The organism is Bradyrhizobium centrolobii (assembly GCF_001641635.1).
GTDB lineage: Bacteria > Pseudomonadota > Alphaproteobacteria > Rhizobiales > Xanthobacteraceae > Bradyrhizobium > Bradyrhizobium centrolobii.
In genome coordinates, this window is record NZ_LUUB01000038.1 from 130479 (window position 1) to 142539 (window position 12061).

Genomic DNA, 12061 nt, shown 5'->3' on the forward strand with positions numbered 1-12061 from the left:
AACCCGTCGCAATCTTCGCGGCTGGCTCGGGTCCGGCACCAATGTCGAGCCATCTTGATCACTCATCGTGCACCCGAAGCTCACCCGATGCAAAATGTGACCGCGCTGCTGCCAATGGAGGCACCTTCGATTGACCAACTCAGCCGCATCATCGCAACGGTCGCCGCTCCCGCATTTCTTCTGGGAGCTGTTGCCGCCTTCATTTCGGTGCTGATCTCCAGGATCAACCGTGTCCTCGACCGATCCCAATTCCTGCACAACATCGTCGATGACGATAGCTCCAAGTCCTACCTGAAGGCCGATCTGCCGCGTCTAAAACGCCGCGCTGCTCTACTCAACCGGGCTTTGTTGTGCGCGATCATTTCCGCAATTCTGACGGCCCTCATCATCATCGTTGCCTTCATCAGCTCGATGTTCGGCATGGCGCACGAATACGGAGTTGCGATATTGTTCGTCGCTGCGCTCGCGCTGCTTTGCCTGTCCCTGATCGATCTGGCGCGAGAGGCTCGAATGGCACTTCACGAGAATGACTTTCGCGTCTAGACCACAGCGAGCTCGCGGGCCCGGGGACGCGAAGCTGCCGCGGTTGATTGCATTCGGTGTTCCTGTCAGGACGTCAAAGTCCCCAAGGACATGCTGGACCTGGCCAAGCACATCGTGAACCAGAAAGCCGGCCAGTTCGAGCCAGGCAAATTTGAAGATCACTATGAGACTGCGTTGATCGATCTCATCAATCAAAACGCGCTGGCAAGACGATCCGTCCGAAGGAACGGCCAAAACCAAAAGGAGACGTCGTCGACCTGATGGAGGCATTGCGTCGCAGCGTCGGAAGGGAGGCACCGACTGAGCCTGCGAAGGCGCCGAAGAGGTCGGACGCGAAGTCGCGCAAGAGCGCGACCGGTCAGAGGGAGATGTTAATGCCCATAGGAGGTAAGAAGAAAGCCAAGGAAACCGTGGCGAACAGGCCGGCGGCCAAGCAGAAGCGTCAGTCTGGATAGTTGGGTGGTCATTGGAATTCGCAAGGATAGTCCTCGCAGCAAATTGGGAAAAGGTCGACGCCAGATATGCTGATTGCGGGCCGTCCCGCGTATCCGCGCCGATTTATGCGCCCCGGTGGAACCACCAAAACCCCAGCCCACGTTTCGGGCGTTCCCGCCGCAATCAGGCATCAAAGACGCCGCACAAATTTCGGCTTTGGCGATACAGGAACTCGAATTGCGATGAAGTCAGCGCCGGTCGCATTGCGCCGTTCTGCCGTTTGGAACTGAAACATTTTTCGCCCTAGATCAATTTAGCGTAGGGGCTTCGTAAAAGGCGAGGCCGGTGATGAACCCCATATCGGCGAGTGACGTATTTCTTACAGTCGCCATCATGAGCGCCGCTTTCCTGATCGAGATCGGGTTTTTCATCCTACTCGGAATGTTCTGAAAAGAGTGCGCGCACCGGATGCGAAGGTCTAGCTCTCCCTGAACTTGATGGTTGACACCGGCCACCTGCCATCATGGCCTTTAATCGAAATGCGAAGCCCGTGCAATTCATCCAGCCAAACGTTTTCGACCGTGCCAGCCTTTCCGTCGGTCAGGACGACGGCTTTGCCGATCAAATCTGATTGCGCCTCACCGTACTCTTTCAAGATTTTTGATGCACGGACCTTCACCGATGGCATTGCTCGTCCCTGCTCGGCCGAGCCGTCTTTGCCGTCTTTACTGTCACACGGGCTCAACGCCGAGTTTTGTCCCAACGCTCGGCACCGGGAACGCTTGAGGGGGACTGCTCCTCCAATTCGCGGAGCCGGTCGATTTGCATTCTAAGGTTCGCCGGTAGTTCCGGCTCTGGTTTCAGCGACGCGCGTAACCTCTCGCCGATTTCTCGGACGATGGCCCGACTCTGTACGTATTCGACGCGGTTGCGCATAACGCGGCCTTCGGTAGAACGACGCCACCGGTAGGCCGACATCAGTCCACTGCGCTCCCCCGCGACCGATCGGGGCGCGGCTGGCGATTTTGATTAAAACCGGAGACCGCCGCTTTTGGCTATCTTGCGCGAGCGCTTGTTTTGACAACAGCGGGTCTTTGATAGCGACCTTTGGCTATCCGCGACATGCGCCGGATTCTTCACCAGCGAGCGGCGGCCTCATGGCTTCTAAAGTCCTGGCGAAGCTTTTCGTTCCCAATTCTGATGGCGAGCGGAATGAAGAGCCTATCGAGCGCAGAGCCAAAGCATTGATCATGCAAAGGCTCGGCAGCAATCTCTGCCGGGCCATCGCCCATAGGAACTCGCTCGTGCTCGGGAACCAATTCCGAAAGTGTCCGGTTAATTCGTGGGGCGATGAAGGGATGGACATCGCCATGAGGACCGAATATCTCGCTATGGTTGCGATAGCTGTTCTTGCCGCTTGTACTGGGCTGGCAGTCAATTCTCTCGGCTCGTTGCCTCCCGAAAAGCAGTCCACGCCGGCCGCCACGCAAGTTGCAGACCGACTGGCTGTGTCCGTGGACCCGTTTTTGATACGGTCTGGTGGCTAAGCGCCGACGTAACTCAAATGATTGATAGGCGCCTAGAACGGGGCGAGGTGAATGTGGCCGGCCCCATATTCCCGCGCCAGGTGCGCTCCGGGGCATCGCGTTCTTCAGTACGTCCGTGAGACCACAGCGATAACATAGATCGGCTTCTCGCCCTTGAACACTCGCAGGGTCCAGTTGTCGCCCGGCTGCATTCCGTTTTCGGTATGCCTAAGCATCCTCACCGCCTGCGCCCAAGCTACCCCATCGTCGGCAAGCTCCTTCCCCACCTCGTCGCAGTGGGGCTTCTCGCCTTCGATGTGGAAGAAATATCGGGGCATGCTCAGCAACGTTGAAGGACGGGACGCAACCCCTAACGGCTGTCTATGTGTCATGACGTCACCTCTTCTTCTCCCCCTGTGGTGGCTTCGGCGAACCGCTTCCTCTCGCCTCTGCCGTTTGTCGCCGTTCCTGCCCGAGACGCCATCGCTTTCAGCTCCTCGCGCGCTCTCGGATCGGCGCAGAGGGCGGCTTGTTGCTCGCAGATGCGCACCAAATTCCTGTAGTCCAACTCCATGGTGCGGATTTTTGGCGAAGGATCAGGGTTTTGTCGTTCAACCGGTTTAGCAACCGGCTTATGGCGGAGTTCTGCTGCACCACTTGCCCGAACTAGCGCGTTTATTCTCTGCGCGCGCCCACTGCACTTTCCGCTGAACCTGCGCCACCCCGATCCGAGCCTCGGCGAGGGTTTGGCGAACCTCGCTTCTGATCCTGCGACTGTCGCATATCGCCGCGTCAGCTCGTCTGAGAAAGCCATCCATCGCCGCGAAAGTTCGTTCGCGGCAGCAATGTTCCTCATCAATCAAGAAATACCGCTCGTCGAGGTTCCCACACCTTCATCTTGCGATGCGATATTTCTTCGCGGGCTTCTTACGCCGCGTCGGCACCGGCTTTTCATCTCGACATAGCGCGCGCATCAAGCCGATCGCGCCAATCGGCGAAGCCCATTGCAGCGGCTCCCCTCGCGCATTTACAGATCGCGGACCATTAGAGCTGTGTCTAAGCCCTTCCAGTTGGTGCGATCAAGGACTGACCAACCGAGCTTCGCATAGAATCCGACAGCCTCTGTAGTGTAGAGGTATAGCCGCAAAAACTCTCGCTGTCGTGCTTGGTCCTCGATCGCTCGAACCAATACAGCGCCCGCACCCTTTCGCCGATGCTCGGGGACCACGAACAGGCCTGCAAGCCATGGCGACACATCATGGTTAGGTTCGATCTCCGCCTCGACCAGAAGACACGTTCCGACCGCCTCGCTATCGGCCTTAGCGATCAGCGCTACACCGCGTGTGTGATCGGAAGCAAATAGCTCCAGCGATCGCAATTCCTGCTCGAAGGAGGCTTGTAGCACTGAAAAGGCATTTGCGCGCCAGCGCGCGCAGATTGCCAACTCAGGCGTGCCAGGCTCCACAATGAAGGTCTGAATGTTGGTCATCCCTGCGTCGCCGCCCGATCTTCCTTGTCCGCCCCGCGCATCACGATCTTGAGCACATCATCCGCGAGCGCTGCAAAGCCTTAGCCTCATCCCACGGAGCCCGCATCCAGACATCGCGTTCTTCATCGGTGGTCAGGATCACCGGCATGGCCTTGGGATGGATCGGCTCGACGATCGCGTTCGGCGCCGTCGTCAGGAAGCCGTAGCAGCCGAGGTGAGGGCGGGTGCATTTTGTTGGGTATAGCGGCAGGTCAGCTAGGCTTGTCTCCAAAGCGCCGCCCGAACTTATGGGCAGGAGTGCCGTCGTCCGTCATAGCCCATGTAGGTTCCGGATGCCGGATTGTAGGTCCGGAAGCGCTGGCAGTCGTGGCTCCCAAGCGGTTTGCGCTCGACGCTAATTGCCGATTTGCTGTTCTCTGTGGCCACGTCCGGTTGCACTGCGGTCTGGGCGGGCTTCATGAAGGCGTAGCTGTTTGCCCAGGCGGGCAAGGAGACACCGGGCCTCTCTTCCACGGCAGCGGGTTTCTGTTCCACGGCCAGTTGCACCTTCGCCAGTTCAGTTGCCAGCGCTTCGGCCCTGTCGTGCTCCTGCTGCAGAGACTGCCGCAGTCCGGCCGTCGCGCTGTCGACCGCCTGGCTGAACTTGTCCGCCTCGCCGTCGCGCATCGACAACAGCTTCCCGACGTACCGCCACGCCTTCACCAGTTCGGTTTGGAGCGCCTCCGCCCGATGGTGCTCCTGCTGCAGAGACTGCCGCAGTTCGGCCGTCGCGCTGTCGACCGCCTGCTTGAGCTGCGCCGCCTCGTCGTCCTTCAGCAATGGTGTCTGTTGCGCCATGACCGGCGGGACGATCGTGATGAGCGCCGCCGTAACGAGGGTTTGGGCGATCCGGGAAAGTGCAATTCCCCGCCGCGCGTGTGACGCGTCGAGGATGACGACGTTCGGTGCGGTCTCAATCGTATGGCGCATGTAAACCGCGCCCATTCTGACGGGTGATCGGGCTATTTCTTCTTCACTTCGACCATAGCGCAAGCCTATTCCCACCCGTGGCGGGCCTCAAGTTGTTCTTTTTTGGTGAGGGTTCCGGCTGCACGCGGTTCCTTGGGCTGCGAGACGTTCCTGATGTTGGTGACTGGCGCGCCGCCGCGCTCGACGACCAGCAGCCGCGCCTCGGCCGCCGCCTGCCATTCCGGACGCTTTTGCGTCGATTTCGGCAGCATAGCTCAAGGGCACGTGCGCCGCCGATCGTCGCAAGAAGGACCGCACCCTGACAAGGGTAATTGTATCGAGGGACAATTGCACGCTTTGGCATGCCGTCATCAAAGCGACAACGTAGGTACCTCGCAAATTATCAATCCCTCGCGGCTCAGAGCGGCGCGAGACCACAGCCTGTCGTGGATGTGGAAAACGGGGCACGCCTGCATCTGCTTTCGGGGCTTGAGCCGACGCGCCCGAAGCCGAGGTAAAGCGAGCCCGTACGTGCTCGAATGGCTGCCATTGTAACTGGAGGCGCGACTGGCAACTACAAGACCAGCATCAGTCCCGAAACCAGCAAGATGCTGAGAATAATTCGCCGGAACAGCGCGTCATTGACCCAGCGAAAAGCAAAAATCCCGAGCGCCGTTCCTGCGAGGAGTGCCAGGATGCTGGCTGCGAAGTCAACCAGGACCTTTGTCGACAGATCTCTTCGGATCAGCATAAGAACGAGTGCGAAGATCTGCATGGCGGCGATGAAGGGTTGAACCATTCCGCGCTGCTCGGTTTTTGGCACCCCGTGGATGTCACACCATATGGTCGGTATTGCACCCGGCATTGCCGTCAACCCGCCGACGAAGCCCCCGCCGAAGCCGACTAATGCATTACGCCCCGCATTCATCTGCAGGCGCTGAGAAAGCACCGGCCGGAATAACGTGTAGGCCGCATAGCAGGCGACGGCGAGACCAAAGCTCTCTCTGAAGATCCGCGCATCTGCAACTTGCAGCAACCACACGGCGATCGGAACGCCGAGCAATCCGCCGACGACCAGCACCGAGCTCTGCTTCCAGCGGATGCTTTTTCTCAACGCCCAAAGACCCGTGGCTTGCACAGTGATGCTGCAGGCCATCATCAGCGGGACCGCCTCCAGTGGTGGGAGAACGTGAAGGAGAATCGCGCCGGCCACCGCCGAAAAGGCAAAGCCCGCGAGGCCCGATACGAAGGCACCGCAAAAAACAGCGATACTAAGTAGGCGAAACGACGCAATGTCGCCCATGAGCTAACCCTTTCGGTCGGTAAAATCCTGGAATAGCGACTTGGCGATCAGTCCCCGGACGACAGTCCGGGCGGCTCGGGCGTTGCCCCGGCATCGCTCTGGCGGGCGGAAGTCAACATCGTGGCTGCAAGGATGTGTAAAATGACAAAGCAGATGGCGATCGTCGCCAGCAGCCCATTCTCGCTCGGTGCCGAAATCCGAAGTTTGCGTTCGCACGACTTTTCACTGAGCGACATTGTCACGTCCTCCAATGTCTGACCGAGAGTCAAACTGGTGCCACCTATTGTCGATCAGGTGACGATACTGTCGAAGGGTGCGCACTGCCTGCAGCCGGCGCGAATGGTGGAGCGCTTGAAGGAGGCGCCCAAACCAGCCTTCTTTTCGAGAAGAACTCTTGGAGGCGACAAACGAACTCCCTGAAAATAACGCATCGCTCCTTGTCGAAGCTCTGCTGTTAAACAACGATACGGAGGATGCCGCGATCGACTGAAACATCTTGTGAAGCAACAACCCATAGAACACGCGAGCGAGACGCCGTGCCTTTTCTTCCATGCGCATGACACGAACACCTTTGAGTGACTGGATACGGCTGGAAGTATCGAACGGGACGCCACGCCACGCTTTAATGCGGGCTTAATTTGACCTTATCCGTTTCCTTGATTTTGAACGGTGTGCTTGATTTCGGGCCGGCGTACCGGTTGAATATCCGTCTCGCCCGCACCTCCGAAGGCGTTGTTTTGCTGTATCTATTTGAAGATTTTGTTCTCGACACCGACCGGCGGGAGTTGCGCCGTGACGGATGTCCGATTCCGTTGCAGCCTCAGGTTCTTGACCTCCTCGAATATCTGATCCGCCACCGCGCCCGGGTGGTGACCAAGGACGATCTGATCAGTGCAATTTGGGGCGGGCGCATCGTCTCGGAGTCAGCGCTCACCACCCGCATCAACGCAGCTCGCACGGGAATAGGCGATTCCGGCGGGGCACAACGGCTGATCAAGACTTTACCGCGCAAAGGTGTCCGCTTTGTCGGCACGGTGCGTGAAGCAGCCAGGGAGTTCGAGAGCGCGGCCGCACCTCCGAAGATCGAAATCTCCACTTTGGTGGTCGGCCGGACAGCATCCTTCGAGATGATCGACGAGATGACGCGGCAGGTATTGTCCGGCAAACGGCAGACGGCTTTTGTCACCGGAGAAGCCGGGATTGGCAAGACGGCCTTCATCGCCAAGACAATCGAGCACCTGACGGAACAGGGCTTCGATCAGCTCTATGGGCGCTGCACCGAACGATTCGGAACGGACGAAGTCTTTCTGCCACTCATCGATGCACTGGTGAGCCGTTATCGAGCAAACGGTCCGGAACTGATATCGGCTGTTCGCGCGCACGCACCCACCTGGATACTGCAATTGCCAGGCGCCATCGACGCATCGGAACGTGCGGCTTTCCAGGATGAAGTGTTCGGCGCGACGCGCGAGCGGATGCTGCGCGAATTCTGCGATCTTCTGGAAGCGCTGAGCACCGGCCGCCCCTGGGTCCTTGTTCTCGAAGATCTGCATTGGAGCGACTTCGCGACACTCGACGTGGTGTCTCGCTTCGCGCGCGGGAACGGCAAGGCGCGCGTGCTGGTCCTCTGCTCCTATCGTCCGGCCGACAGTTCCGTCGGCGGGCATCCCATCCGTCGCCTGCACCGGGATCTTGAGATTCATGGATGCTGCAGCGAATTGCGCCTCGATCGATTGTCGCGTTCGGAGGTCGACCGTTACCTGGCATTGCGCTTCGGCGACGACGAATTTGCGTCCAGCCTATCAAAGCCCGTGTTCGAGCGAACGCTGGGGCATCCCTTGTTTGTTGCCTCGCTGCTCAAACACCTTATCGACCAGGAGTCGATAGTTGAAACGGACGGCAGATGGCGCCTGTCTTTACCGGCGACATTTACTCAAGATCGCATTCCAGACAGCCTCCTAAACATGATCGGCCATGAGCTCGATCGCCTCACCGATAATGAGCGGCGTCTGCTCGATGTCGCCAGCGTTGCCGGCGAAGAATTTTCTGCGGCCCTCGTTGCCGCCGGCCTGTCCGACGATGCGATCGACGTTGAAAGGGACATCGAGGCGTCGATCCGGAAGGATCATATCCTTGTTCGTTCGGGCGTTTCCGAGTGGCCCGATGGAACATATTCGGGCTCATACGCTTTCCGGCACATTCTCTATCAGAACATTATTTATCAGAATTTGCCGCCCGGACTTCGCGCACAAACGCACAAGCGCTTGGGCAAGAGACTGGAGGAGGCCTATGCCGGCCGCACCCACGAAATAGCGCCCGCACTCGCACTTTACCTTGAGCAGGGTCGCGACTTTCCGAGCGCGTTACGCTACCTCCGAGAAGCGGCTGAGAGCTCGACGAAACGTCTCGGCCATGCCGAGGCCGCGAGCTATCTCACCCGCGCGCTCGACATACTCGATCGCTTCAATGCTATCGACAAGTTCTCAATCCGCATCGCTCTTCTGCGGCAGCGAAGCTGGGCTCTTCGCTCGTGCGGCGACCTCGTCGGCTCCATCCGTGATCTGCGAGACATGATTGCCTGCGCCGAACAGGCGGGTGAGATCAAGCAGCAACTCAACGGCCTCACGGCAGTGAGCAGCCTGTGTTTGCGCGTCGATCGCCGCGCCTGCCTCGAGGCAGCCGAAGATGTATTGTCGCGGAGCCAGGCGCTTGCGGACGACACATTCAAGGCTCTGGTCCAGGGCAGCAGCGCGAGCGTCAACCTGTTCCTCAACGGCTGGCGGAAACAGGACGCCGCACTCTGCGACAAGGCGATCGAGCTGAGCGCCAGCGCCACCAATTATGGCACTCTGATCAGGCGCAACGGAATATCCGGTATCGTTGATTGCTGGAGGTCACGTTACCAAGAGTGCCGCCGCGCCGGCACGGAAGGAAAGCGGCTGGCACGTTTGGCTGGCGATGTTTACACATTTGTCCTGTTCAACGTGCTTGAATCAATCGCGCTCATTTATCTGGGCGAGTGGCGTGAATTGCGGCGCGAAATCACGGCTGGCCTCGAACTGGCCATCAAGAACGCGAACGGCCCCGGAAGCGCATTGTGCCGTCTGACGCTTGCGTGGTTGCATGTCGAAGCGATGGATTTCGATGGAGCCCGGGAGCTCTGCGAAAGCGTCGACGATAGTCTGCTGGTCGGCGATCAGTCGACGTATTTCCACAAACGAGCCGTCCTTGCGAAGGCCTATGTCGGCCTGAACGATCCGTCGGGAGCTCGTCGGCAATTCGACGATATTGAGCGCCGCAGGGATGAAGAAGGCATCGATATCGAATTTACTGCCGCGACACAGGTGTATCATTGCCTCGGCGAATACTGCTTGCTGATTGGTGACTTTGCGCAGGCTCAAAGCTGTGCACGCCAGCTCCACGACTATGTGGCATCGGCGCCAGATCTCAATCACTTGGCCCAGGCCCACGGGCTGCTCGCGCGTATCGCGCTTGGCTTGGGCGATTCAGTGGAGGCCCTGCTGCACTTATCCCGCGCGCTGGAGATCGTGGACAATGCCGACTTCCCGATCGCTTCGTGGCGGGTGTACCGCACGGCCGCCGAGATCTTCGCGAAGTATGGAGACGCCGACAGGGCAGCGACGTATCGCATTCGATTTGTCGAGACCGTCCGAAGGCTCGCGCAAAATTTCGAACCTGAAGATCGCCTGCACAAGAGCTTGCTCGCTGTGCTGGCGACGCAACTGGAAGCGATGAACTCTCTGCCTTCGCGGACCGCTTAGCCGACGGAGCTTGCCGTACCCTGATCCTTACCAGGTGGCGTCGAGACCGAGATGGGCGAGCACTTGATGGCGAAGCTCGACCAGATGCGGGTCGCCCCGGTGGCGGGGATACGGCCTGGCGTTCGCGATTTCAGCCTTGATGTGTGCCGGGCGTTGGCTCAACACAATAACCCGGCCGGCAAGGAACAACGCCTCCTCCACATCATGGGTCACGAGCAGCGCGGTGAAGCCCGCGCGCTGCCACAGTGAAACGAGTTCGCCCTGCATCGTGATCCGCGTCAGCGAGTCGAGCTGGCCCAAAGGCTCGTCGAGAATGAGCAGCTTCGGGTCGTTGACCAGCGCGCGCGCCAGAGCCGCGCGTTGCGCCATGCCGCCGGAAAGCTGGTGCGGGTAGGCATTGGCGAAGCTCGTGAGCCCGACCAGGCGCAAGGCGTCTTCAATACGTCCGCGATGGGTGCGCAGCAACCCGCGTGCTTCCAGACCGAGTGCAACGTTGCTCCACACCGTCCGCCATGGATAAAGCGTGGGGTCTTGAAAAACGACGACGCGCGACGGATCGGGTGCTTCGATTTCTCTTCCCTCCGTTAGCAGGGAGCCGGCGGTCGGAGTGTCGAGCCCGGCCACCAGCCGCAGCAAGGTTGATTTTCCGCACCCGCTCGGTCCCAGGAGGGCAACGAATTCGCCACGGCCAATCTGCAGGCTGATGCGGTCCAATACCGGCAGCGGCTGTCCTTCCAGGTCGAAACGATGGCTCACTTCGCGGAGCGTCAGCGTCGATCCGCGGACCGGGTAGTCGCCTGCGATCGCCGCTACCATCGCACCAGACCTTTCTGCCAAGATAGCAGGCGGTCCCGCAAGCGGAACAGCAGCGTGATCAATCCGGAGCATAACACCGCCATGAGCAGCAGCGCGGCGTACATGTTGGCGTAAGCCGCCCAACCCTGAGCCCATTGCAGATACCAGCCGAGCCCCGCCTTCACGCCCAGCATTTCGGCTACGACGAGAACCGCAAACGAGTTGCCGAGACCCATGAACAAGCCAACGAAGACATGCGGCATTGCCGCCGGAATCGCGACCTTGAGCACGAGGAAGCGCTGGGTTGCTCCCAATGTTCGCGCAATATCGTAATAGGCGCTGTTCACGCCGGCGACACCCGACCAGGTGAGCACCGTGACCGGAAACCCGGTGGCGAGCGCAATCAGGAAAATGCTAGCGCTGAAGCTCGACGGGAACACAAAAAATGCGAGCGGTAGCCAGGCCGTCGCGGGCAGCGGCCCGATGAACCGCAAAACCGGGTGGATCCAATAACCGGCGAGCCGCGACCAGCCGATCGCCACGCCAGTCACGAACCCGACCGCTGCACCGAGAAAATAACCGGTCGCGAGCAGACGAGCTGAGGCGACGATGCCTTCAGCCAGCCGCCCCCAATCGTCGATTGCGACTTCGACAATGGCCTGCGGCGGCGGAAAAAACGGCAACGGCAGCAATCCGAGCTTTGCTGTGACGGCCTCCCAAGCAGCCAAAAACAGCGCGAGCGCGAACAGCCACGGAGTGAGCCGCTGGAGACGCTGGAAAGCAGCAAACCGAACGCCGGCAAAGGCCGCCAAGGCAAGGGCGACGGCCAATGCTCCGCAGGCAATGGCAAAGTCGCCTGTGTAGGTCCAATCGTTGTCGGGCTTATCCGGCCAGAACGCGGTCAGTGCGGCGACAAAGGACCACGCGGCGGCCGCAGACAGCCCGCCGATTAACGACCGACTGGTTGAACTTGCAAAAAGGCCGAAACCCAATTTCTCTGATGGCCTCGGCACTTCATCGGTGACCGAGCTCACTGCGGATATTCCCAATCGGCTAGCTTAGAACGTCAAGATAAATCCGCTCGGCGAACTTGGCCGGGTCGGTGCTTCGCTTGATGACGTTCACTGCCTTGAGTTCATCGGTGTAGAGTAAAAGTTGCTTCTTGAGCACTGCCCCGACGGGATGATTGTGGTGAGTATGGCTGCGATACATAGTGGCGAGATCCTCCACGGATCCTCTC

Annotated in this window: 12 protein-coding genes and 3 pseudogenes; 4 read left to right on the forward strand and 11 right to left on the reverse strand. The window is 59.6% G+C overall.

Annotated features, from left to right (window positions below; all coding sequences use genetic code 11):
• Nucleotides 1-96: 96 nt before the first annotated feature.
• The gene (locus tag AYJ54_RS09390) at nucleotides 97-543 is read left to right on the forward strand and encodes a DUF2721 domain-containing protein (RefSeq protein WP_245328949.1); all 447 of its coding nucleotides are present in this window, start codon (nucleotides 97-99) and stop codon (nucleotides 541-543) included.
• 66 nt (nucleotides 544-609) lie between these two features.
• A pseudogene (locus tag AYJ54_RS09395) lies at nucleotides 610-998 on the forward strand (non-homologous end joining protein Ku); the annotation flags it as partial.
• A 458-nt stretch (nucleotides 999-1456) separates the two neighbouring features.
• Here AYJ54_RS09395 and AYJ54_RS09400 read toward each other — a convergent pair.
• Nucleotides 1457-1666, reverse strand: coding sequence for a PRC-barrel domain-containing protein (locus tag AYJ54_RS09400; RefSeq protein WP_063698719.1), 210 nt, complete (start codon nucleotides 1664-1666; stop codon nucleotides 1457-1459).
• 469 nt (nucleotides 1667-2135) lie between these two features.
• Between AYJ54_RS09400 and AYJ54_RS09405 the strand changes: the two genes are divergently transcribed.
• Entirely contained in the window at nucleotides 2136-2525 is a 390-nt protein-coding gene (locus AYJ54_RS09405) for a hypothetical protein (protein ID WP_063698590.1), read from the forward strand.
• Nucleotides 2526-2629: 104 nt separating this feature from the next.
• Here AYJ54_RS09405 and AYJ54_RS51695 read toward each other — a convergent pair whose 3' ends face one another.
• The 7 genes and pseudogenes from AYJ54_RS51695 to AYJ54_RS09440 form a co-directional block, all read right to left on the reverse strand.
• Nucleotides 2630-2896, reverse strand: a complete 267-nt coding sequence (locus AYJ54_RS51695) for a DUF6894 family protein (RefSeq protein ID WP_245328950.1) — start codon at nucleotides 2894-2896, stop codon at nucleotides 2630-2632.
• 635 nt (nucleotides 2897-3531) lie between these two features.
• Nucleotides 3532-3993: a GNAT family N-acetyltransferase gene (locus tag AYJ54_RS09420; protein WP_063698596.1), complete on the reverse strand. Its 462-nt coding sequence runs from the start codon at nucleotides 3991-3993 to the stop codon at nucleotides 3532-3534.
• Nucleotides 3990-4198, reverse strand: a pseudogene (locus AYJ54_RS52130) (SOS response-associated peptidase); the annotation flags it as partial. The gene AYJ54_RS09420 and the pseudogene AYJ54_RS52130, both read right to left, overlap by 4 nt.
• Before the next feature lie 80 nt (nucleotides 4199-4278).
• Complete coding sequence (locus tag AYJ54_RS52135) at nucleotides 4279-4962, reverse strand: BA14K family protein (RefSeq protein ID WP_245328951.1); 684 nt, start codon at nucleotides 4960-4962, stop codon at nucleotides 4279-4281.
• A gap of 65 nt (nucleotides 4963-5027) precedes the next feature.
• Entirely contained in the window at nucleotides 5028-5213 is a 186-nt protein-coding gene (locus tag AYJ54_RS09430; RefSeq protein WP_063698600.1) for a hypothetical protein, read from the reverse strand.
• A 302-nt stretch (nucleotides 5214-5515) separates the two neighbouring features.
• Nucleotides 5516-6244: a sulfite exporter TauE/SafE family protein gene (locus AYJ54_RS09435; protein WP_063698602.1), complete on the reverse strand. Its 729-nt coding sequence runs from the start codon at nucleotides 6242-6244 to the stop codon at nucleotides 5516-5518.
• Between the two features lie 47 nt (nucleotides 6245-6291).
• Complete coding sequence (locus AYJ54_RS09440; protein WP_136623568.1) at nucleotides 6292-6480, reverse strand: hypothetical protein; 189 nt, start codon at nucleotides 6478-6480, stop codon at nucleotides 6292-6294.
• Between the two features lie 402 nt (nucleotides 6481-6882).
• Here AYJ54_RS09440 and AYJ54_RS09445 point away from each other — a divergent pair, with 402 nt between their 5' ends.
• A complete protein-coding gene (locus AYJ54_RS09445) occupies nucleotides 6883-10026 on the forward strand; it encodes an ATP-binding protein (protein ID WP_082905563.1) in 3144 nt (1047 codons plus the stop codon).
• A 27-nt stretch (nucleotides 10027-10053) separates the two neighbouring features.
• Here the strand turns inward: AYJ54_RS09445 and AYJ54_RS09450 are convergent, their stop codons facing one another.
• The 3 genes and pseudogenes from AYJ54_RS09450 to AYJ54_RS52140 form a co-directional block, all read right to left on the reverse strand.
• Nucleotides 10054-10842, reverse strand: a complete 789-nt coding sequence (locus tag AYJ54_RS09450) for an ABC transporter ATP-binding protein (protein ID WP_063698606.1) — start codon at nucleotides 10840-10842, stop codon at nucleotides 10054-10056.
• A complete protein-coding gene (locus tag AYJ54_RS09455; RefSeq protein WP_063698721.1) occupies nucleotides 10836-11813 on the reverse strand; it encodes an ABC transporter permease in 978 nt (325 codons plus the stop codon). Before AYJ54_RS09455 ends, AYJ54_RS09450 begins: the two co-directional genes overlap by 7 nt.
• 61 nt (nucleotides 11814-11874) lie before the next feature.
• Nucleotides 11875-12061 (reverse strand): annotated as a pseudogene (locus AYJ54_RS52140) (ABC transporter substrate-binding protein); the annotation flags it as partial.